Source organism: Streptomyces rishiriensis (assembly GCF_003112535.1).
GTDB classification, from domain to species: Bacteria; Actinomycetota; Actinomycetes; order Streptomycetales; family Streptomycetaceae; genus Streptomyces; species Streptomyces rishiriensis.
In genome coordinates this window covers 261,998-284,033 of sequence record NZ_BEWA01000001.1, presented here as the reverse complement: position 1 = coordinate 284,033, position 22,036 = coordinate 261,998, and the positions used below count along the sequence as shown (strand labels likewise).

General features: G+C 71.7%; 17 protein-coding genes. 10 read left to right on the top strand and 7 right to left on the bottom strand.

Going from position 1 to position 22,036, the window contains the following annotated elements; all coding sequences use genetic code 11:
• Positions 1 to 123: 123 nt before the first annotated feature.
• The 4 genes from Sri02f_RS01305 to Sri02f_RS01295 all read left to right on the top strand — a co-directional run bounded on the left by Sri02f_RS01305 (position 124) and on the right by Sri02f_RS01295 (position 6,547).
• A complete protein-coding gene (locus Sri02f_RS01305) occupies positions 124 to 3,198 on the top strand; it encodes an AfsR/SARP family transcriptional regulator (RefSeq protein ID WP_245970279.1) in 3,075 nt (1,024 codons plus the stop codon).
• A 197-nt stretch (positions 3,199 to 3,395) separates the two neighbouring features.
• The gene (locus Sri02f_RS01300) at positions 3,396 to 4,490 is read left to right on the top strand and encodes an ATP-binding protein (protein WP_108999187.1); all 1,095 of its coding nucleotides are present in this window, start codon (positions 3,396 to 3,398) and stop codon (positions 4,488 to 4,490) included.
• A 135-nt stretch (positions 4,491 to 4,625) separates the two neighbouring features.
• Positions 4,626 to 4,799 carry a hypothetical protein gene (locus Sri02f_RS41020; RefSeq protein ID WP_159106640.1) on the top strand — a complete coding sequence of 58 codons (174 nt, stop codon included), beginning with the start codon at positions 4,626 to 4,628 and terminating at the stop codon, positions 4,797 to 4,799.
• A 185-nt stretch (positions 4,800 to 4,984) separates the two neighbouring features.
• Entirely contained in the window at positions 4,985 to 6,547 is a 1,563-nt protein-coding gene (locus Sri02f_RS01295; RefSeq protein WP_108999186.1) for a BTAD domain-containing putative transcriptional regulator, read from the top strand.
• A gap of 29 nt (positions 6,548 to 6,576) precedes the next feature.
• Here Sri02f_RS01295 and Sri02f_RS01290 read toward each other — a convergent pair whose 3' ends face one another.
• The 5 genes from Sri02f_RS01290 to Sri02f_RS01270 all read right to left on the bottom strand — a co-directional run bounded on the left by Sri02f_RS01290 (position 6,577) and on the right by Sri02f_RS01270 (position 11,465).
• Complete coding sequence (locus Sri02f_RS01290) at positions 6,577 to 7,950, bottom strand: methylaspartate mutase (RefSeq protein WP_108999185.1); 1,374 nt, start codon at positions 7,948 to 7,950, stop codon at positions 6,577 to 6,579.
• A gap of 8 nt (positions 7,951 to 7,958) precedes the next feature.
• Positions 7,959 to 8,426, bottom strand: coding sequence for a cobalamin-dependent protein (locus Sri02f_RS01285; protein WP_108999184.1), 468 nt, complete (start codon positions 8,424 to 8,426; stop codon positions 7,959 to 7,961).
• Between the two features lie 50 nt (positions 8,427 to 8,476).
• Entirely contained in the window at positions 8,477 to 10,057 is a 1,581-nt protein-coding gene (locus tag Sri02f_RS01280; protein ID WP_108999183.1) for an amino acid adenylation domain-containing protein, read from the bottom strand.
• Positions 10,058 to 10,132: 75 nt separating this feature from the next.
• Positions 10,133 to 11,197 (bottom strand): GNAT family N-acetyltransferase, encoded by a 1,065-nt coding sequence (locus Sri02f_RS01275; protein WP_159106638.1) that lies wholly within the window; start codon positions 11,195 to 11,197, stop codon positions 10,133 to 10,135.
• A 1-nt stretch (position 11,198) separates the two neighbouring features.
• Positions 11,199 to 11,465 carry an acyl carrier protein gene (locus Sri02f_RS01270; protein ID WP_108999272.1) on the bottom strand — a complete coding sequence of 89 codons (267 nt, stop codon included), beginning with the start codon at positions 11,463 to 11,465 and terminating at the stop codon, positions 11,199 to 11,201.
• Between the two features lie 433 nt (positions 11,466 to 11,898).
• On the opposite strand from Sri02f_RS01270, the gene Sri02f_RS01265 reads away from it, so the two are divergent.
• The gene (locus tag Sri02f_RS01265; RefSeq protein WP_245970277.1) at positions 11,899 to 12,909 is read left to right on the top strand and encodes an aldose epimerase family protein; all 1,011 of its coding nucleotides are present in this window, start codon (positions 11,899 to 11,901) and stop codon (positions 12,907 to 12,909) included.
• A 6-nt stretch (positions 12,910 to 12,915) separates the two neighbouring features.
• On the opposite strand, the gene Sri02f_RS01260 is transcribed toward Sri02f_RS01265, so the two are convergent.
• The gene (locus tag Sri02f_RS01260) at positions 12,916 to 13,419 is read right to left on the bottom strand and encodes a hypothetical protein (protein WP_245970275.1); all 504 of its coding nucleotides are present in this window, start codon (positions 13,417 to 13,419) and stop codon (positions 12,916 to 12,918) included.
• Between the two features lie 534 nt (positions 13,420 to 13,953).
• Here Sri02f_RS01260 and asnB point away from each other — a divergent pair.
• Both asnB and Sri02f_RS01250 read left to right on the top strand, forming a co-directional pair.
• Positions 13,954 to 15,804 (top strand): asparagine synthase (glutamine-hydrolyzing), encoded by a 1,851-nt coding sequence (gene asnB, locus Sri02f_RS01255; protein ID WP_108999181.1) that lies wholly within the window; start codon positions 13,954 to 13,956, stop codon positions 15,802 to 15,804.
• 253 nt (positions 15,805 to 16,057) lie between these two features.
• Entirely contained in the window at positions 16,058 to 17,653 is a 1,596-nt protein-coding gene (locus Sri02f_RS01250; protein WP_245970274.1) for a class I adenylate-forming enzyme family protein, read from the top strand.
• Between the two features lie 35 nt (positions 17,654 to 17,688).
• On the opposite strand, the gene Sri02f_RS01245 is transcribed toward Sri02f_RS01250, so the two are convergent.
• On the bottom strand, positions 17,689 to 18,081 hold the full coding sequence (locus tag Sri02f_RS01245; RefSeq protein WP_245970272.1) for an NUDIX domain-containing protein: 393 nt from the start codon (positions 18,079 to 18,081) through the stop codon (positions 17,689 to 17,691).
• 512 nt (positions 18,082 to 18,593) lie between these two features.
• On the opposite strand from Sri02f_RS01245, the gene Sri02f_RS01240 reads away from it, so the two are divergent.
• The 3 genes from Sri02f_RS01240 (at position 18,594) to Sri02f_RS01230 (ending at position 21,992) form a co-directional block, all read left to right on the top strand.
• Entirely contained in the window at positions 18,594 to 19,385 is a 792-nt protein-coding gene (locus Sri02f_RS01240) for a TauD/TfdA family dioxygenase (RefSeq protein ID WP_159106637.1), read from the top strand.
• 196 nt (positions 19,386 to 19,581) lie between these two features.
• The gene (locus tag Sri02f_RS01235) at positions 19,582 to 21,192 is read left to right on the top strand and encodes a pyridoxal phosphate-dependent aminotransferase (protein ID WP_108999178.1); all 1,611 of its coding nucleotides are present in this window, start codon (positions 19,582 to 19,584) and stop codon (positions 21,190 to 21,192) included.
• Complete coding sequence (locus tag Sri02f_RS01230) at positions 21,189 to 21,992, top strand: BtpA/SgcQ family protein (RefSeq protein WP_108999177.1); 804 nt, start codon at positions 21,189 to 21,191, stop codon at positions 21,990 to 21,992. Before Sri02f_RS01235 ends, Sri02f_RS01230 begins: the two co-directional genes overlap by 4 nt.
• Positions 21,993 to 22,036: the final 44 nt, after the last annotated feature.

Below are 22,036 nucleotides of genomic sequence, written 5' to 3'. Positions count from 1 at the left end.
CGCCGGTGCCCCCGGGCGGCACCGCTGTTCACCTAGTGCTCAAGCCTCGTTGCGCAAGGGGGAGGGTCTTATACTCGGCTCTCGGAGCGTGGTGATCCACTTTGGGTGTTGAGGGAGCAAGTCATGGGCGCAGTGAACGTCCGGCCGCAAGACCGGACGGTGGGCCCTGCCTTTCAAGTGCTGGGCGAACTCAAGGTGTTGAGTGGCCGTGGCGCCGTGCCGATCTCGGCGGGCAGGCAGCAGGTCCTCCTCGCGGCCCTGCTGCTGGAAGCCGGACGGGTGCAGAACTGCGATCACCTGATCCGGCTGCTGTGGGCCGAGGACCCGCCGGAGACGGCGCGCACCCAGGTGCAGATCTGCGTCTCCCGGATGCGAAAGACCCTGGCGGACGCGGCGGTCCCGGCCACGATCATCACCCGGCCGCCGGGCTACGTGCTGCACATCGACGAGTCCGCCCTCGACCTGAGCGTCTTCAGGCGGGCGGTGGCCGAGGCCGGCGCGCTGGTCGGCCGGGGCAGCCCGGCCGAGGCGGCCGGCACCCTGCGCGCGGCGGTGGGCCTGTGGCGCGGGCCGTGCCTGAACGGAACGTCCAGCGAGGCGCTCGCCCGGATCGCCCAGCACATCGACGAGGAGCGCTTGTCCGCGACCGAGTCGTACCTGGAGCTGGAGCTCGCGCTGGGCCGCCATCACCAACTGACCGCCGAGATAGCCTTCCTGGTGAGTGACAACCCCCTGCGGGAACGTTTCCGCGGGCAGTTGATGCTCGCCCTGTACCGCTCCGGACGACAGGCGGAAGCCCTGGAGGCGTACCAGCAGGGACGCAAGCTGCTCCAGGAGGAGCTCGGCCTCCAGCCCGGCGAGGACCTGCGCAGACTGGAGCGGGCGATCCTGACCGAGGACGCCTCCCTGCGGCTGGAGCAGATACCCCTCACCATCGTCAGCGAGCCGCAGCCGTCGGCGAGTCGGCCGGCCGCGCCTCCGTCCTCGTTCCTCGAGGGGACATCGTTGTCACACGAGCGGTCCACGACCAAGCGTGGTCATGTGCCCCGACAACTGCCCGTCGATACCGCCGACTTCGTCGGCCACGAGGACCTTGTCGCCGAGGCGGAGGCCGTCCTCACCAGCACCTCGCCCGGCCGGGCCACCGGCATCGTCGTCGTCAACGGCCGTTCAGGCATCGGCAAGAGCACCTTCGCCGCCAGAGTCGCCCACCGGCTGGCCGACTCCCACTTCCCCGACGGCCAGCTCTACTGCCAGCTGCGCGGCGGCCGTGCGGATCCGCTCGCCCCCCGGGAGGTCCTCGGCCGCTTCCTGCGTGCACTGGGCCTGCCGGGGCCGGCCATTCCCGACTCCCTGGAGGAGCGCGGCGAGATCTACCGCAGCATGCTGGCGGACCGGCGGATCCTGGTGGTCCTGGACGACGCCGCCAGCGAGGAGCAGGTCTTCCCCCTGCTTCCGGGCAGCCGCTCCTGCGGCGTCCTCGTCACCAGCAAGACACGGCTGACCGCCCTGCCCGGCGCCCACCGCGTGACCCTGGACATCCTCGGCCGGCAGGAGTCGCTGGACCTCATCGGGAAGGTGGTCGGCCAGGACCGGGTGCACCGCGAACCGGAGGCGGCCAAGGCACTGGCCGCCACCGTGGGAGGCCTGCCGCTGGCGCTGCGCATCGTCGCCGCGCGTCTGGCGGCCCGCCCGCACTGGCCGCTGGCGTCGATGGTGCAGCGTCTCGCCGACGAGAGCCGGTGTCTGGACGAACTGACCCATGGGGAGATGACGGTGCGCGCCAGCCTCTCCCTCACCTACGAAGGACTGGCCGGAGCCGACCGCAGGCTCCTGCGACTGCTCAGCCTCGTCAAGGGCTCCGCCTTCCCCGGCTGGATCGGCAGCGCGCTGCTCGACGACCCGGACGCCAGCCCCTATCCGTCAGACCTCATGGAACCGCTGGTCGACGTGCAGATGATCGACGTCGTCGGCGCCGACGCCACCGGTGAACCGCGCTACGGCTTCCACGACATCGTCCGGCTGTTCGCCCGCGACCGGCTGGCCGCGGAGTCCGACGCGAGCGAGCGCAGAGCTGCGGGCCGTCGGCTGGGAGGCGCCTGGCTCTCCCTGGTCGCCCAGGCCCAGCGGCGCATCTTAGGCACCGGCTACATCAACGGGTCGGCCCCGCGCTGGAACCCGCCCGTGGCGCACGTCCGCACCGTCCTGGCCCGGCCGATGGAGTGGCTGGACACCGAACGCGAGAACCTCAGCCTGACCGTGGAGAGCCTCGCGCAGGACGGCGAGGACGACTACGCCTGGGAACTCGCCGTCAACCTCGCACCCTTCTTCGAGGCGCGCGGCTACCTGGACCACTGGGCCCGCACCCACCGCAAGGCGCTGACCGCGGTGCGCCGCCGAGGCAACCAGTTGGGTCAGGCGGCGCTGCTTGCCTCCCTCGGTTCGCTGTACCTCAACCGCCGCGACCTCGCGGAGGCACGCAAGGCACTGACGGTGGCGCGGGAGCTCTTCGAGACGCTGGGGCACGCCAAAGGCCTCGGAATGTGCCGCAGGGACCTCGGCATCGTGGAGCGGCTCGCCGGCCGTGACGCCGCGGCGATGCAGCTCTTCCTGGAGGCGGAGCACGACTTCGAACGATGTAGTGAGCCCTGGGCGAGGGCCTCCGTGATCGTTCAGCGCGCGGCCGTCCTGCTCAGGCAGGGCGACGTCGAGCGGGTGGAAGCGGAACTGGAAGACGCGCTGCACATCTGGCGCGACCTCGGGTACCTGGGCGGACAGGCCCGGGTGCTGCAGCGCGCGGGCCAGCTGCACCTGTACCGGGGGCAGCTGGAGGACGCCCGCAAGGTGTTGTCCGAAGGCCTGTGCATGGTCAGGGACGACGGCGACGTCATCGGCGAGGGGTACATGCTGCTCGATCTGGGCCGGGTGCACGCTCATCTGGGAGACCGGGCCGAGGCGGCCTCCCTGTTCGACCGGGCGCTCACCGTCCGCGAGGAGATCCTGGACCAGGCGGGTGCGGCCTCCGTACAGGTCGACATGGCCGACCTGGCGCTGCGCGCAGGCGACGCGGCCGGGGCCGGCGACCTGCTCGCCGACGCCACGAAGGTGTTCGCCACCCTCGGCATGGTCGAGGAACAGAATCGTGCCGCAGGCCTGCTGGCGCGGCTGTCCTCGCCCGGTCTGCCCGATGGCGGATGACACCGTGACCGTCCCGGCTCGGAGCATGCCCGGGACCCGCCGCCGACCGAGGACTGCGGCGCTCGGATGAAACCGGACCGTGGTGAGACGGGTGATCAGCCGTCCGCCGGCGCCGGTGCGCCCGCGCGCGCAGGGCCGAGCGCGCGCGTTTCTGCGCCGTTTCGTGGGACGGGAGGACGAACTGGACCCGTTTCCGGGTGCTGCTGGAGGAACCCTCGGACCCGGCCGCGGCGCCGGACGACCGCACGAGCCCGGTCGCGGTGCTGGCGCTGCACGGGCCCGGGGGAATCGGCAGGACGACACTCCTGCGGCGCTTCGCTGTGGACGCCGAGCGGCGCGGCCGGCACGTCGTCGAGGTGGACGCGGAACGGACCGAGCCGACCGAGAGGGCCTTCGCCGCCGCGGCGGACGCGGCCGGGACCGGTCGGCTGGTTCTGCTCGTCGACGCCGCGGACCACCTGGGGAGCCTGGAAGACTGGTTCAGGGACCGTTTCCTCACCCGGCTGGCACCTGGCTCCCTCGTGGTGCTGGCCGGACGCCGGCCCCCGAGCCTGCGCTGGCGCACCGACCCGGCCTGGTACGACACACTCCGCGTCGTACGTCTGGAGGGCCTGTCCCCGGCCGGGTCTGCACGGCTGCTGCGGGACGCCACGACCGGCCGGACCGCCGACCGGGCGGCCCGGCTCGCCTTCGCGGGCGGACATCCCCTGGCTCTGCGGCTCGTCGGCTCCGACCGGGGCGACGGACCGCCCGGCGAGTGGCAGCCGTCGCCGCACGTCGTCGAGGATCTGCTCGACCGCGTGGTGGGTCCCGTGCCGTCACCCGTCCACCTGCGGGCGCCGGAGATCTGCACCCACGTGACGGAGGTCCCCGAGGACCTGCTGCGGGCCCTGCTGCCCGATCACGCGCACGAGATGTTCGACTGGATGCGCCGGCAGCCCTACGCCACCAGCCACCGCAACGGCCTGCGCCTGCTGGGCGCGCGAGACCGCCTGCGACGCCGAGGACGTCTCCTCGGTGCGGGTTTGATGCGCGAGGAGTTGGGTGCGGAGGGTGATGAGCCCCTCGACTTCCGGCTGCACCGACGGCCGGCCGGTTTTCGCGTGTACAGGTCGGTCCGGTCGGGTGATGTCGGCGGCTTTCCTCGGTCTGTTGCCGGCCGGGGACTGCGCCCGGGCCGGCGGGTGCAGCTGGTGCCTTTTCTTCTGGTGCGCAGGCGTTCGGCGGACCGGCCGGCCGCGCTGGCCGCCACGTCCTCGCGGACGGCTCCCTGCCCGGCCCGGACACCGTGATCGGCCCGCTCCGGCACAGCCCATCAGGGCGGTATCCGGAAGTGATAGCGCCGTCAAAGTGGAGTGATTACACGGCCTCCTAATTTTCTCGCTCAGAAGCACGAAGCAGTGGAGAAGCGAGTGAGGGAGCAGCTCATGAACCGTATCGACGCGCTCGTCGTGAAAGCCGTCACCGTCGTCGCCGTCGTGGTCGCCGCCCTCGCCCCGCTGGGTGCGGCGGCCGGCGCAGCAGCCGCACAGCCGCAGCACGCGATCACCACGCAGGCCGGCAGTGACGGCACCACCGACGACACCAACCCCTGGAGCTGACGGTACCGGCCGTCATCGGGCGCACCGCGGTGGTCGCGAGGCGCCGCGGCGGTGACGTCCTGGACGGACGCCCGAGCGGTGACCAGCCGCGCGTCCCCACCTTCGCCGGCCTTCGTCCCGCCCGCGGGAGGCCCACGCGGCCGACGGGAGCGACACAAGGCAGCCCCAGCTGGAAATGAGGTCGTGTGGATTTCCGAATACTAGGCTCTCTGCAGGCGAGCGCGGACGGTGTGACCGTCCCGCTCGGCGGAGTGATCAAACGCCGTCTGGCCGCCTATCTCCTGCTCAACGCCGACCGGGTCGTGCCCACGCACAAGCTGCTCGAGGTCCTGTGGCCCGAGGAGACCCCCCGTACCGCGCGCAAGATGATCGGCAACGCAGTCCGGGGCCTGCGGCTCGATCTGGCGCACGGGGCCCCGGAGACCCGGGCGGTCCTGCTGACGCGCGCTCCCGGATACCAGTTGCGCGTCGACCCCGACGCCGTGGACCTGTTCCGCTTCCGCCGGGCCGTGCAGCGCGCACGGGCCGAAGCCGGTGCCGGCGCGCATGCCGCGGCGGCACGCACGCTGCGCGAGGCGCTCGGGCTGTGGCAGGGGGCCGCACTCGCCGACCTGGCGGAGGCCGGCCTGAGATGGCCCGAACTGGACGGCCTGGAGAGCGAGCGACTGGACGCCCTCGAGGATTACTTCGAAGCCGGGCTGGCGATCGGCAACCACCACGAACTCCTGGGTGAGTTGCAGACGGCCGTCGCCGAGGACCTCCTGCGGGAGCGGCTGAGCGGCCAGCTGATGCTGGCGCTCTACCGGTGCGGCCGGCAGACGGAGGCGCTGTCGGTGTTCCGCCGCATCCGGGGCGAACTCGTGGAACAGTACGGTCTTGAGCCGTCGCGGGAGCTGCAAGGTCTGGAACGGGCCATCCTCGCACACGATCCCGACCTGGACGTGGTGTCGGCCGTGCCGACCGAGCCGGTGGCTGTGGAGCACCAAAGGGCGTCCGAGCAGGCGCGCGTGCCGTCCCTCGTCGGGCAGCAGACCGCCCGCCGGCCGGACGCCTCCGGCGCCCCGTTGACGAGCCGCGTGCTGTCGCGGATGGCTCCCGACGGCAGACGCGATCATGGTGTGGTGCCCGCCCTCGTCGAGGACGGAGGACGACAGCGTGCGGGACACCGGGCGGGACACCGGCGCGGACGTGTCAGCGTCGTCCTGGTGTGGGTGCGTCACGACCTGCCCGACGGCCGCGACCTGGACGACGTCCAGCAGGCCATGGCGGAGATCGAAGCGGTGATGCGGCAGGAGTGCGCGCGCAACGGGGGGACAGTCGGGTCGGCGACGGCACCGATGTTCTCCGCCGTGTTCGGCGCCGACGGCCCCCGCCGGGACGACGCCACGCGTGCGGTACGGACCGCCTTCGCCGTGCGGGACTGGCTCGACTTCAGCCGTCTGCGCGGCGGCGCGTCCGGTGCCCGTCTGCACGTCGCCGTGGGCACCGGCGACGCCTGTCTGGCGTACCTGCCGGCCCACCGCGGCGTTCCGAGTGTCACGGGGGATCCGGTCGACCGGTGCTTCCGGCTGCTGGCGATGGCACCCGAGGGCCAGGTACGGGTGTGTGAGGCCACCCGTCGTGCGACGGAGCCGGACATCTCCTATCATCTGGGTCCCGAGCCCCCGGACGGCTGGGAGGCGGTCCGCTCCCGGCCCGCCGCGATCCACGGCCTGCAGACGGAAGACGCGTTCCTGGGGACCGGCTGAGCCATGGAGGGGACGGCCCGCGCCGAGGCTCACGGCCCGACCTCGCCGAAGAGGTGGGGGAAGTGGTTGATGTCACGCGTGACCCGGGCGATCAGGGTGCGCATGCTGTGCGGTGCGTCGGCGAAGCCGAGGCCGTCGCGGTGGCGCAGCACCGCGGCGCGGGACAACGGCAGCGCACCGGGTACGGCGTAGCGGATCGCACCGGAGGTGTCACGGCAGGGCAGCACGTCGCCCCGGGCGTACCGGCTGGCGCTGAACGGGATGTCGAGCGTGCCGTCGGCGAAGGCCGCGACGGCGGCACGGGCCGGGTCGGCGGCGCCGAGGACCGGGGCGACGAGGTCGTCGACTTCGGCGAGCAGCCACTCCAGTTCCTCCTCGACCCGTTCGGTGTCGACGGTGACGAAGTCCAGCAGCGGTGAGTTGGCGATCGCGGCCAGGCGCATGCCGTCGATGTTCGCCTGGGCGTCGGGAATGCCCAGTGCCTCCTGGTGGGTCTTGGTGACCAGTTTGGCCGCGCCGCCCAGCCGGGCGGTGAGCGCACCGTAGAAGATCAGCTGCTCGGCGTGGGAACGCCGGGTGGGGAAGACGCCCATGAACTCGTGCAGTACGGGATACACCTCGACGTCCGCCGGCAGATAGCGCCGCGCCAGTTCGGGGATGGCGCGCAGTGCGGCGACGTCCTGGGCGAGGTGTCCCCCCTGCGGATAGGACAGGGACAGGCAGCCCACGCCCTCGGCGGCGGTGAGAGCGGCCTCGATGACGCCGATGGCCAGACTGATCGACGGTGGCGTCAGCACGCCGGTGAGGGTGCCGAACAGCTCGCGGTCCACCGTCAGCCCGGCGCGCCGCAGGTCACCGGTCATCGCGTCGACCTCGCGCCAGCAGGCCAGCGAGTGAGCGAGCGGTACGTCCTTGCAGTAGGGGAGGTTGTAGGAGATGCCGCCGCCCTCGAACGATGTCGCGCCGGCCGCCATGGCGACCTCGAACAGACGGCGGGGGTCCGGGGAGCCGTGCCGGATCTCCACCGGCGCGGACACCGACTCGACCAGTTCGCGGCCACGCCGCCAGCCATGCGCCACGAGCGGGTAGCCGTTGAGCGCGCCCGGGTCCGTACGGGCCAGGCGGGCGGCGTGCTCGAAGCGGTTGAGCCGTGTGTGGGAGTCGATGGTGATGGTCAGGACGTCCGGCTGTGCACCGGCGTCGAGGGAGCGCATCAGCTCCAGCATCTCGGTGTGTCCGCCTACCCCGCAGCGGGGCTGGACGGCCACCACCGCGTCCTTCACCGAGCGGGCCAGTACGTCGCGGGCGGTCGGCGTCCCGCGGGTGCGGGCGTAGCGCACGATGTCGGCCGTGGAGGGAAGGTCCGGGTCGGTGAGGGGGTGCGCGTCGGCGGCGAGGCGCATGTTCCGGCTCATATGGCTCGGGGGAGTGGGGGCTGCGTGGTCCGGCGGGCCAGTTCGCGCAACAGGGGGAGGAGATCGCTCAGCTCGGTCAGGATGTGGTCCACTCCGAGCCGGTGCAGTCGGTCCAGCGCGCCGGGATCCTTCGTGCTGCCCACGGACAGGTTGCCGCCGAGGACCACCGGGCAGGGCAGCTGCCCGGCGGCGCGGGCGGCAGGCAGGTCACGCAGGTCCTCGTGGGCGTGGCCGTTGAGACTGCCGATCACCACGGCGAGGACGCCGGTGTTCTCGCGCACGGCCCGCACGAACTCCGAGACCGGCGTACAGACGCCCAGATTGATCACGGTGTAGCCCTCGGCGCGCAGATCGTGCGCGATCAGCTGATTGGCCACCGCGTGCGCGTCGCTCGCCGTCACGCCCAGCACGACCACGTCGTGCGGGGACTCCGGCGAGTCGGTGTGCGCGGGAACGCCCCGCATGGATTCTCCTTCCCTGTGGACCGGCTCGGTGCTCGCTGCCCGGACCGGGCTCACGGACCGGTGCCGCCGGCCAGCGTCTCGGCCAGTGCCCTGGTGGCCCGGACGTCCTGTTTGCCGTTGGCGTTGACCTTGATCTCGGGCACCACGTACACGCGTCGGGGCACCAGTTCCCGCGGCAGCAGGGAGGCCAGCCGCGTGCGGATCTCACGCTCCGTGGGCGGTGTCTGTGCGGACCGGTCGTCGAAGACCACGAAAGCTTCCACCGTGTCCAGGACGCCGCCGCGCACGACGTCGAACGCGGCATCGGCGAGCTGCGGCAGCGAAAGTACGTGGCGGCGCAGCTCCGCCGTCTCGAACCGGTGGCCGCTCACCTTCAGTTGACTGTCCTGCCGTCCGAGGTGGAGCAGCGTGCCGTCCGCCAGCACCTCGACGATGTCGCCTGTGCGGTAGGCGCGTCCGCCGAAAGCGGGGTCGTCGAAGAAGCGGTCGCCACCGCCGTCGAGATATCCGCGGGCGATGCCGAAGCCGCTGATGATCAGCTCGCCCTGGCCCCCCACGCCCACTGGACCGCCGCGGTCGTCCACCACGTAGGCCGCGGTGTTCCAGGCGGGGCTGCCGATGGGCAGCGTGGGCAGGTCGGGCATGTCCCGTACCGTGAAGCGGTAGGCGCAGCAGCCGATCGTGGTCTCGGTGGGCCCGTAGTGGTTGACCACCTCCACGCCGTCGAGCCGGTCGGCCATCTGCCGCAGCAGGGCGGGTTCCAGCGGCTCGCCGCCGATCATCAGCCGTCTGGCGGCCGACCGGTAGTCGGGCTGCAACATGCGCTCGAACAGCCGGAAGTGACTGGGGGTGGCCTTGATGAAGTCGTACGGTCGCGTGCGTCGGGCGTACAGGCTCGCATAGTCCGTCGAGTGTTCGATCATGACGATCGTGCGGCCGTGCGCGAGGGGTACCCACAGCGTGGTGAGCGCCAGGTCGAAGCTCATGCTGGCGAACACCGGACAGGCGGCGCCGCCGGCCTGTGGCAGGACATGGGTCGCCGCCCAGCCGATGTGGTTGACCAGGGAGCGGTGTTCCACCAGCACGCCCTTGGGCATCCCCGTGGAGCCGGAGGTGAAGACCACGTAGGCCAGATCGTCGTGATGCGGGTCGGACGTGACCGGGGCCGGAGCGCCCGCCGGCAGGTCCGGCACACCGGAGGTGTCCAGCGTGGGCAGGCCGGAGGCGCACTCGGCGGAGCCGGTGCCGTCCCACAGCATGAAGCGGGGCCGGACCTGGTCGAGGATGAGGCGCACGCGCCCGACCGGGTTGGTCGGGTCGATCGGCGCGTAGGCCCCGCGGACGGCCATCACCGCGATCATCGCCGCGACCGTCTCCGCGCTGCGGCGGGCGATGACGCCGACGACCTCGCCGGGCTGCACGTCCATCTCGCGCAGCCTGGCGGCGAGGGACACGCTGCGCCGCCACAGCTGCCGGAACGAGGTGGTGGTGTCACCGCATTCGAGCGCCACCGCGTCCGGCGTGGTCTCGGCCCACCGGCGTATCAGCTCCACCACGGAGGACGCAGGCAACTCCCTGCGTTCGCCCACGAGGGTGGCGCCCGGAAACTCCCCTGCTCGGTGGCCGGTCATGGCAGAACCTTTCTTCGTCTCGTGGAGCGGTACCCGGTCCCGTCGGAACCGGGTGGGGGAGGGCTGGGTCCAGGCTTAACGCCAGCCTCGGCCCGAGACACCGCGGAAGTCCCACACGTCGAGTCGGTGCACGTCCGCGAGCTCGGCCGGGACGTGATCCGAGCCGGTCGCGCGGAGCAGGAGGCCGGGCAGCGGCCGGTCACGGGTGGGCCGGCCGGTCGGCTCGACGAACTCGGCGCCCAGGCCGGCCAGGACCTTGGCCCCCGCCTCCGCCAGGTCCCTGGTCCACATGAGCACGCGGGTGCCGGGCAGGAACTCGTGAGCGATCTCGACGAGGTCCGCGTAGACCTCAGGGGTGCGGGCCTCGCACTCGACGACGGTGGTCGGTGTCGGTCCCCCGTCGTCGTCCGTGCCGGAGCGATGGGCGACGAGATAGCCTTCCGCGCCTCCGTCCCCCGACCGCGCGACGAGGTAGTAGTACTTCGCCAGCGGGTTGGAGGCGCGCCAGCCGAAGTATGCGCTGTCGCGCGCGACGCGGACACGGCCGTCGGCGGGCACCGCGCGCAGCACCTCGGTCATGGCGTCGAGGTCCGGGGCGCGTGTCGCGGTGACCGGCAGCCCGGAGCGCGGGCCGCGGGTGACGGGCAGTTCGTCCCACGGGCCGCGGTGCCCGGCGCCAGGGGCCCGCGTCAGCACGGACTGTCCCCAGACGCCGACCTGCCGCCAGCCGCGGACCAGCATCGCCGGCACGGTGCCCTGGTCGCCGAAGTCGAGCAGCCACGGGACCCTGTCACGGCGCAGCCGGGAGAGCACCTCGTCGACCATCGCGTGGAAGAGCGAGCTGTTGCGGTACTCGGCCGCGACGATCGTGTCCGTCAGGCAGGGCAGCGTGAACCGGCGCCCGTCCCTCTCCCAGCAGGAGCCGAACGCCCCGACCATCCCGATCAGTTCGGCACCGTCGGCCGCGGGGGAGCGGGCGATCACCGTGTAACGGCCGTCGAGGTAGGGGTTGGCGCGGTACTTCCACGCCAAGTACGCCTGGTTTCCCTCCGGTCCGCCGGCCCACAGGCCCTCCTGGAGGGCGCAGATCTCTGCGTGATCGTCGGAGGTGAAGCCGGTGAGGGTGAATTCCGCGGGCACGTCAGACTTCCCCTCGTTTCGCACGGACGAACCGGGCGATCGTCTCCAGGGTGCGGAAGTTGTCCTCAAGCACGTCGGCACCGGTGATGGGGATGTCGAACCGCTTCTCCAGCTCGACGAACAGCTGAAGGAACATCGAGGAGTCGAGGACGCCGCCGGCCATGAGGTCGTAGTCGGCCGGGATGGAGTCCGTCAGCAGGAGGTCGCACAGGATCCTGTGCACTTGGTCGAGTACCGCGCTCTCGGCCGGCGCGAAGCCGTATTCCATGTCTCACCCGTCTCCGTAGATGCGCCACCGGCGCGGGGTCACCATTGCCCGCCTCGCGGGATCCGTCGTCGCCCGCAATTCAGCGGGGAGCTCGCCGCTGCCTGGTGAATCTAACGCGGCCGGACAATCAGTGAGGTAATCGCCGGGCCCCCTCCGCGGCAATCGATCCGTCCCTCGCGTGGCCCTCGCGTGATTACCCGCCGGTGAGGGGCGGGACGTCTCGCTTACCGGATGGTGGACGGAATGCGGGGCCTGCGTGACTACCGTCTGGGCCGTGTTGCAAAAGCAGCACCGGCCGCCCGAGGGCGGGACAGGCGGGAATGGCCGAACACGGCCCGGCGGTCGGGGCGGGATTCTGCTGCGCCGACCGGTTCCTTCCCGCTACGCCACACCCACCCGCCGGCGCGTGCCGCCGGCGCGGAGAGGAGACCCTGTGACCTCACGCCCCCGTATCGAACGCACCACCGTCGGCATCGCGCCCGCCCGCGCCGGGCGCCCTGCCGCCGAGGTGGAGTCGTATGCGCTGGACACCGGCAAGGGGCCCGCGATCACGGTGTGGAGCTACGGCGCCACCCTGGTCGAGGTCCGTGTACCGGACCGGGAGGGCAGGTGCGCCAATGTCTGCGTGCGGTTGACCGACCTCGACTCCTACCTGGACCGCGGGAGGAACCCCTACGTCGGTGCCAGCGTCGGCCGCTACTGCCGCTGCGTGGCGGGCGCGGAGTTCACCCTCGACGGGGTGCGCCACACGCTGGACCGCAACGAGGGCGAGCACCATGTGCACGGCGGATCCGAGGGTCTCGACCGCCGCGTGTGGTCGGCCGACGCGTCGAGCGACGGCGACGCCCTGGAGGTGCGGTTGTCGGTGACCAGCCCGGACGGCGACCAGGGTTACCCCGGCGAACTGACGGTGGGTGCGAGCTACCGGATCGGACCGGACGGCACGCTGGACATCGGGTACACCGCGCGCACCACGGCGCCCACCATCGTCGGCATGACCCACCACGCGTTCTGGAACCTGGCGGGTGAGGGCACGGTCGACGGGCACCGGCTCCGCCTCGACGCGACCGAAGCGGTGCGCTTCGACGCGGACCTGATCCCCCTTCCGGGCGCTCCCGAGGACGTCTGCGGCACTGCCCGCGACTTCACGACCGAACGGTCGCTGGACGGCGTCGTCGTCGACAACTGCTTCCTGGCGTCGGACGGGCCGGTGCTCGCGGAGCTGTCGCATCCGGACAGCGGCCGGGTGATGCGGGTCAGTACGGACCAGCCGGCCGTCGGCGTCTACACCGGGGACTGGTTCGCCCAGCGTCCGCGTGGCGGGATCTGCCTGGAGACCGGGGCGTTGCCGGACGCGCCGAACCGCCCGGACTACCCGTCCGCGCGGCTCGACCCGGGCGACGTGTACCAGCACCGCACCGTCCACCGGTTCGGCTGCGGCTGAGCCGGCTCACGTCAACGCGCGGTACAGGTACATCCGTCGCGGCCCCGCACCGGCGTCGGACACCGGGGCGCAGCGGCGGAAGCCCAGAAGCACCATGCACTCCACGGTGGACTCTATGTCCGGATTCACTTCGGCCCGCAGCACGTCCGCGCCGCGCTCACGCGCGAGCGCCATGGCCCGGCGCAGGCACAGCGGCCCGGCGAGCGAGGCGGCGGCTACGAGATCGGGCCGGACGGCGAGCCTGCTCAGGTAGGCCGGACTGCGGGCCGCCGGGAAGACTCCTGGCGGCACCTCGAAGGCCGGCGCCTCGGTGAGGGTGAACATGGCCGCGGCCCGCCCTTCGCTGCGCAGCAGGTGCACCAGACCGTTGCGGACCCGGAACTCCGTGGTGGCGGGATTGCGCCGCGGCACGGGTGAGGCGAACCGCTCCGCTTGACAGCGGTCGCTCGCGCACAGCAGTTCGTGCACCTCGTCGGCGTCCGTGGCGACTTCCCAGACCGGCGTCCTCATCGTGCACCCGACTTCACGGTGACGGTCATGAATGCTTTATCCGGCATGTTCTGTTCTTCTCCTTCACGTCCGGTGGCCTCTGTGCCGCGGCCGCCGCGAGCGTAGACGGACTACCTTCCGTGGCGGTTAATCCGGAACAGGTCCAGGTATTCCATGGGAACCGTCCGGTAATTCGAGGGATGCGACCGCGTGCTTTGTTACTCGGCAATGGCACTCCCTTACCGGGGGCGATATGTGCCCGAGAGTTCCGCTGCTACTCTCTCGCAGAGAGCGCGGGCCCTGTGACACCGCGATATTCGAAGGTGGACGAGTCGTTTCGGAGAAGGCGGCCCGGACGGAGCCCGCCCGGCCTTCTCCGTAACCGCGGGCCGCCCACGCCAGCCGCCGGCTCACCGCTCCGAGACGCCGGTGTCGCCGGGCGCACGAGCGGCCCGTGCCGCATCCGCCGTCGTCCGAGTACCGAAGCGGCGTCCGGCAGGGTCCGCCCGGACCCCGGCCCGCTTCCCGGTTCTGCTTCCCGAAGGAGACAGTCGAATGTGTGGTATAGCCGGATGGGTCGCCTTCCAGCGCCATGTGGGCCGGGAGCAGCATGTCCTGGACGCGATGACCGGGACCATGTCCTGCCGCGGCCCGGACGCGGCCGGCACGTGGACCGACCCGCGCGGACATGCCGCGCTGGGCCACCGGCGGCTGGCGGTCATCGACCTCGACGGCGGCGCCCAGCCGATGACACTGGACACCCCTGCGGGCACGCTGGCCCTGGTCTACAGCGGTGAGGTCTACAACTATTCGGAGCTGCGAGAGGAGTTGCGCCGCCGGGGGCATGTCTTCCGCTCCGCCGGCGACACCGAGGTGGTGCTGCGCGGCTACCTGGAATGGGGTGAGGCGGTCGCCGACCGGCTGAACGGCATGTACGCGTTCGCGGTCTGGGACGCCCGCTCGGCGAAACTGGTGATGATCCGCGACCGCATGGGCGTCAAACCGCTGTACTACCAGCCCACGGCGGACGGTGTCCTGTTCGGCTCGGAGCCCAAGGCACTGCTGGCCAACCCGTTGGCCACCAGGGCCGTCGGCCTGGATGGGCTGCGTGAGCTCTTCGGCTTCGTCAAGACGCCGGGACACGCGATATGGGCGGACATGCGCGAAGTCAGGCCTGGCACGGTCACCACGGTCGGCGCGGGCGGCGTTCGTGAGCACGTCTACTGGACGCTGAGCACGAAAGAGCACACCGACGACCTGACGACCACGGTCGCCCACGTGCGCGAACTGCTCGAGGACATCGTGGCTCGGCAACTGGTCGCTGATGTGCCGCTGTGTCTGCTGCTCTCCGGCGGACTGGACTCCAGCGCGCTGACCGCGCTGTCGGCGCGGCGACTTGCCGCCCACGGCAACAAGGCGCACAGCTTCGCCGTCGACTTCGCAGGACAGAGCGACAACTACGTACCGGACGCGGCACGGCCCACGCCGGACGCGCCCTACGTGCGGGACATGGTCGCGCACGTGGGCACCGTGCACACGGACGTCGTCCTCGACACGGGCTCGCTGGCGGACCCGACCGTGCGCCGCGCCGTGATCACCGCGCGGGACATGCCGGTCGGCACCGGTGACACGGACGCCTCGCTCTACCGGCTGTTGCACGCGGTCCGCAGGCACTCGACGGTGGCGCTGTCCGGTGAGAGCGCCGACGAGGTGTTCGGCGGGTACCACTGGCAACGCTCCCTGGAGGCGCAGCAGGCGGGCACCTTCCCCTGGATGTCGCCGGCGAACGGGTTCCCCCCGGGCACCCAGGGCCGGGACGGCTCCGTACTGCGGCCCGAACTGCTCGACGCGCTGGACCTGCCCGGCTACATCGCGGACCGCTACGCCGAGGCGGTGGCCGAGGTGGAGCACGTGCCCGGTGACGACTCGGAGGCCCGCGCCCGGCGGGTGACCTCGCACCTCGGCATCACCCGGTTCATGCGCACGCTGCTGGACCGCATGGACCGGCTGAGCATGGCCGTCGGCCTGGAGGTGCGGGTGCCGTTCTGCGACCACCGGCTGGTGGAGTACGTTCACAACACGCCGTGGGCCATGAAGAGTTTCGACGGCCGCGAGAAGAGTCTGCTGCGCGCGGCCGTCCGGGACGTGCTGCCCGCCTCCGTCGCCGACCGGGTCAAGAGCGCCTACCCGTCCATCCAGGACCCGGGCTACCTGACCGTGTTGCGCGGGCAGGCGAAGGAGCTGCTCGTCGAACCGGAGCACCCGGTGTTCGACCTGGTCAGCAAGGTGTGGATGGAGGAGGCCGTGAACGGCGGGACGGGCCCGGCCGTGCGGAGCGGGCTGGAGCGCTGCCTGAACCTCGCGACCTGGCTCGACGCCCACCGCCCCCGGCTGCTGCTGACCTGAAGCGCTGCGGAGCACCACCCGGGAAGGTCGTCGCGCCGACGCCGCCGCCCCCGCTCGGGCCGACGGTCCTGCTGACCGATCCGGTCTCGCCCGGCCGGCCCGTGCCGGATACGGGGTTCCCGTCGGCGAGTCTGCCGGCCGGAGAGGTGACGGCCCGGCCGAGCGCGCCCGCGGCCGTACCGCACGGTCGCACCCCACCCATCCGACCAACCTCTTCCACGATCCGAAGTGAGCCATGAGGGAGTGCCGCTCGATGACCTCTGCCGACCACACACGCGCCCATGGGTACCTGGGAGCCGGCCCGGATTTCCCGCACTCGGCGTGGCGCACCCCGTTCGACGCGCTGCACCGGTTCGCGCGGCGTCAGGGCGACGCGCCACTGATCACCGCCGTGGCCCGCGACGGTAGGGATACCACGCTGGACTACCGCACCGCCGAGACCGCGAGCGCGCGACTCGCGGGATGGCTGTGCGCCGAGTTCGGCACTGCCCGCCCGGCCGTGCTCGCGCTCGCCCCGACGAACGATGTGCCCTCCGTCCTCGCGGTGCTGGGAGTGCTCCGCGCCGGGTTCGGCCTCCTCATGCTCGGTCCCTCCGATCCGCCGGAACGCCGCGCCCGGCAGATCGAGGCCGCCGGCGCGCTCGCCGTGCTGCGCGTACCCGGCACCGACGCGCCGGACGAGGACTCCACGGCGCTGCCGCACTGGGAGGAGCTCCAGGAGCGGGCCCTGCCCCTGCCGCCCCTCGACCCGGCCGCCGAGGCGCTGTACTTCGCGACGTCCGGGTCCACCGCGGCGTCCAAGCTCGTCGCCCAGTCCCACGTCAACGCGGTGGCCAACGCCGAGGCGGTGCGACGTCACCACGTCCTGATGCCCGGCGACCGGGTGCTGGGGTGCCTGCCCATCCACCACGTCAACGGCCTGCATTTCACCGTGCTGGGCACCATGACGGCCGGGGCGCACACGATCCTCGCCGAGTCGTTCTCGCCGATGACCTATCAGAAGACGCTGCGGCACTACCGTCCCCGCATCGCGAGCGTGGTACCGGGCGTGCTCGAAGCGCTCGTGGAGACCTGGCGCGGCGCCGAAGTGCCTCCGGACTTCGACTACTTCGTCTCGGCGGCGGCCCCGCTGACCACGCGCACCGCCCGCGCGGTCGCCGACCGGCTCGGCGCCCGGGTGCTCCAGGCCTACGGCCTCTCCGAGACCACGAACTTCTCCACCACGATGCCGGCGGATCTGTCCGACGACACCTACCGTCGGCTCATGCTGGATGCGGACATCCCCTCGGTCGGCGTGGCCGTCTACGGCAACGAGGTGGCGGTGCTCGACGAGAACTGCCGTCCGGTGCGCGCGGGAGAGGTGGGTGAGGTGTGCATGCGGGGCTTCAACGTCATGTCCGGTTACGCAGGCAACGCCGGGGCCACCGCGGAGGCGTTCCGTGACGGATGGTTCCACTCACAGGACCTCGGTCACGTGGTGCGGGAGGAGGGACGCGACTACGTGGTCCTCACGGGCAGGCTGAAGAACATCGCCAAGGTGTCCGGGGAGACCGTGTCATTGGAGGAGATGGACCGCGTCCTGCGCGCCCTGCCGGAGGTCCGCGACGCGGCCTGCGTCACGGTTCCGGACCGGTTCACCGGAGAGAGCATCATCGCGGCCGTGGTGCTCACCGGGCGCGCGGATGCGGCGGGGCCCTGGGCGGCGCTGCGGGCCAGGTTCTCTCCGGCGGTGCTGCCTTCGCGCCTGGTGCCGGTGGAGGAGATACCGCGCACCGCGACCGGGAAGGTGCTGCGCCCCCGGCTGTCCGCGTCGCTGTCCGAGGCACTCGCCTCGGGCCGGCTGCGGTGAAGGGCGGGCCCTCGGCCGGTGCGGACGGAAGGCCTTCAGGACTCGAGCCGCGAGCGGCCGGCCAACGCGGCGGCCAGTGCCCGGGTGTGCCCGGGAAAGGCGAGCTCCACCGCTTCGCCGAGCACGTGACAGCCCTGCGTCTCGGATGTGGGCACCAGCTCGGGAAGTCCCGTGGCCGCCAGCTCCGGCAACAGCGCGAACAATTCCAGCGTGTCCCGTGTGCTGTGCGCCCCGTAAAGACGAACATCCTGTGCCGACGCCACGATCCCGGTTTCCTCACGGAATTCACGCACGGCCGCTTCCCGCCAGTTCTCCCCGGCCTCCAGATATCCGCCGGGCAGCGCCAGCCGGCCGCGTCCCGGGGGAAGGGAGCGGCGGATCACGACGATTCCGCGCGACCCGTCCTCCCGCGTCACCGGCTGCAGCACGACCGCAACGGGCAACGGGTTGCGCCATTGCGTCTCACCGCACGCACGGCACTCCAACGGCCACCTCGTGCTGTCCGGGTAGGCGGAGCCGCAGTACGGGCAGTGCGTGACACGGCGTCCGTGCGTGAATCCCATGAACGCCTCGTCTCCAGCGACGGTTCGGAAAGGGGGGCCCAGCCTAACGATCACCGGAGAACTCACGGATAACCGGCCGGCTATCGACCGTGGCCCACCACGGCTGTGCGCAATTCCCGGGATGTTCCGGACCCCTCCCTACAGTGTTCCGCGTGCTGAGCCGAAGCCGCAGGAGCAGAGGTCCGGGGGAGAGGATTCCTCGGCGGCGTGCACCGTCGGATTCTCCTGGCAGCTGATGCGTCCGAGCAAAGGAACCGAGCATGAGACAGCCCGCCGCCGCACCCTTCGAAACCCCACGCACGTCAGAACACGGCGCCACGTACGGATGTTTCCGGGCCTCGCCGTCCGATCCCCACATCGCTGCGAGAGAAGCGCTGTTGGGCAACGCGACGCGTCTGCACACCCCGACCGCGCGCGTCGTGGAGGGCGGGCAGACCGGTAGGGGCGCCCTGCAGCAGGAGATCACCGAACAACTGTGGAACCAGGGACTGGCCGTCGTACAGCTCGACGAGCCACTGCCGCACCACCGCTTCATCGAGCTCGGCGAGTTCCTGGGCACGGCGACACCGGAGACGGACCCCGCGGTACAACCGTTCGTACAGGAGCGCGTCATCCTCAACCTCCGCAGCCGGCACGCGCCCACCCTGGACGTGTCGCTGCAGCCCTTCGCCCGTAACTCCCTCAGTCTGCACTCCGAGAGCAGCGGCGCCGGTGTGGCGAAACAGCCCCGGTACATCGTGCTCATGTGCGTCACCCCCGGCGAAGACACGGGGCACGCCCGGACCGTGCTGGTGCCCATGCGGGAGGTGGCACGCCGGCTGTCGCCCAGCACGCTGGAACTGCTCTCCCGCACCCGCTACCGGGACAGCCCGGAGGCGCCGGCCATCGCGCGTCGCGTCGACGATCGCTGGGTGTTCTCCTACCGGGACTTCCTCGACCAGGAACTGCGGTGGACGCACAGCCGGCCGGACACCGACCCCGGGACGGTCGACGCGGCACTGCGCGAACTGCTGGCCGCCATGTACGCGCCCCAGGAGACGATCGGTGTGCGCTGGCGTCGGGGACTGCTCGTGGTGATCGACAACACGTACCACTTCCACGGCCGGACCGCCGGTGCCGCGGCACCGCCGCGACAGGAACGTCACCTGCAGCGCCTGCGCATCCGATAGGGGCCGACCGGGTCGTCCCGCCGGACCCGGCACACCCGCACCACCTGCGCCGGACGCCGGCCCCATCTCCGCCGTCCCCGGTGCCACGGCGTCCCCACGCCCCCGTGACGGGCGGCGCCACGCGCCACCGCCTGGCCCGACGCACCCGCCCGGACCAGCCCGGTCCCCTCCCTCCAGCCCCTCCTGCGAGAAGCCGATGACACTTTTCGACTCCCTTCCGACCCCGCGCCCCGCGCACGCCTCACCGGACGCCCTGGTGCTCTCCCAGCGCGCACCGCGGCCCGCTGGACTGTCCGACACGTTCACCACCCGTGTCGACGAGCGAATGCTCGACGTCTTCGCCCGAGCCCGTCGGCCCGACGACCCGCTCGAACTGCGCGACCTGTGGCTGGGCCGCGTGGAGCACGAACTGGGAACCCACGCACACCACCCCGCGCTCGCCGAGCTCTGGCGGGACAGCCGCCGCCTGCGCCTGGTCGAACCGGAACAGGTGCTGAGGTCCCGGGCGACCGTCCGGTTCGTCAAGGAACTGTTCAACTGGTACTTCCGCGACGACCTGTACGGCGGCCTCCGGGACGACGCGCGGTACATCCTCTCCGGGGGAGCGGTGGACGAGGAACGGTGGGGACTGCCGCAGAGCCTGAAGGAGTGCATCCGCTACGCCCTGGACCGCGACTGGTACGGCTACTCCGACTCGCGCGGGCGCTACCCGGCACGCGAGGCGATCGCCGCCTACGAGAGCGCCCGGCTCGACGGCGTGCACTACGGGCCCGAACACGTCGCCATGACCATGGGCGGGACCTTCGCCGTGAGCACGCTCGCGGACTTCGTGCTGCACGACATCTCCCCGTCCGCCGCACCGGCGCTGTGCGCGATACCCAACTACCCGCCTCTGGTCGAGACGATCGCCCGCCGCCACGACGTCCAGCTGGTCCCCCTGGACAGCGGGCACGGACAGACGTCGATCGAGCCGCTCATTGCGGCGCTCACCCCCGACACCCCCCTCGTGCTGCTGCAGACCGTGGGCAACCCCACCGGGGCGGCCGTCACGGAGGAAGGCCTCGCCCGGCTCGTCGAAGCGGCCTCCCCCTCCACCGTGATCGTCCTGGACGAGTGCCACGAGTGGCTGGGGGAGTACGAGAAGCGCTCGGCCGCGCGCGGCGCGCCCAACGTCGTCCGCGTCTCGAGCCTCTCCAAGACCTGGTCGGCTCCCGGCCTGAAGGCGGGCTGGTTCCTCGCCGACCCCGCCTTCATCGCCGAGTACTACGAGTACGCCTCCTCCTCCTTCGGAGGGCCGCCCTCGTTCTTCTACACGGTCGTCGAGGTCCTGGCCCGTATGGAGCGCTGGCTGATCACCGGCGTCGAGGAACCCGGACCGGACGAGCTCAAGGAGTTCGAGACGTCCTACGGACTCGACCTGGAGCGGCTGCGCCACGCCTACCGCACCTACCGGACGGACCGGCGGCGACGGGTCGAGGAACTGACCGTGCTGCGCGACGCGGCGACCGTTCGTCTGGCGCAGACCCCCGCACAGGTGCTGGCACCGCGCTTCTCCATCAACACAGCCGTGGAACTCCCCGGCTGGGACGACTCCTACCGGTGCTTCCGCGACGTCCTGCGGGAGACGGGCGTCTCCCTCTTCCCCGGCATCCTCACCTTCTGCTTCTCCGGCGCCGTCATGCGGATCACCACCGCCCGTCCCTGGGAGCAGCTCGCGCCCGCCCTGGACCGGCTGGGCGCCCATCTCGTGGCCGGGACGGCCCCGGCGGAGGTCTCCCTGCGCGGCGGACAGCGAGGCGTCGCATGAGTGCCTGGGCCGAACCGGGCGGCGGCCACAAGCTGATTCTCGGCATGGTGCACCTGGCGCCCCTGCCCGGCACCCCCTTCCACCGGCCCGACACCTTCCCCGAGATCCTCGACACGGCGGTGGCGTCCGCGCGGGCCCTGTACGAGGGCGGCGCGGACGGCTGCCTCATCCAGACGGTCGACCGTGTCTACAGCGTCGCCGACGAGTCCGATCCGGCCCGCACCACCGCGATGGGCCTGATCGTGCGCGCGGTCGTCGAGGCGACCGGCGAGGACTTCCGCGTCGGCGTCCAGCTGATGCGCAACGCCATCAAGTCGTCCCTGGCCGTGGCGAAGGTGGCCGGCGGCGACTACGTCCGTGCCGGCGCCCTGGTGGGACAGACCCTCACCGCCCACGGCATGGTGCGGGCCGACCCCCTGGAGGTGATGAGCTACCGCCGGTCGATCGACGCGGAGGCCGTCGGCATAGTGGCGGAGATCGACTCCATGCACTTCAAGTGGTTCGGGGGAGAGGCGACCACCGCGCAGGTGGCCCGCGCGGCCCGTACCGTCGGCGCGGACGCGGTGTCGCTGTCGCATCCCGACGAGCGCACGGCGCTGGACATGATCGCCGCCGTCCGCGACGCCGTTCCCCAGCTGCCCATCGTCCTGGCCGGACACACCGACCACGACAACGCGGCCCGCATGCTGGCCGCCGCGGACGGTGCGTTCGTGGGGACGTGCCTGGAGAGCGGCGGCTGGGGCGGCAGGGTCGACCTCGACCGCGTGCGCCGCTACGTCGACATCGTCAGGGGGGCCTGACGGTGTCGCCCACCCGCGGCGAACCGGCTTCCGCGCCGGCGGAA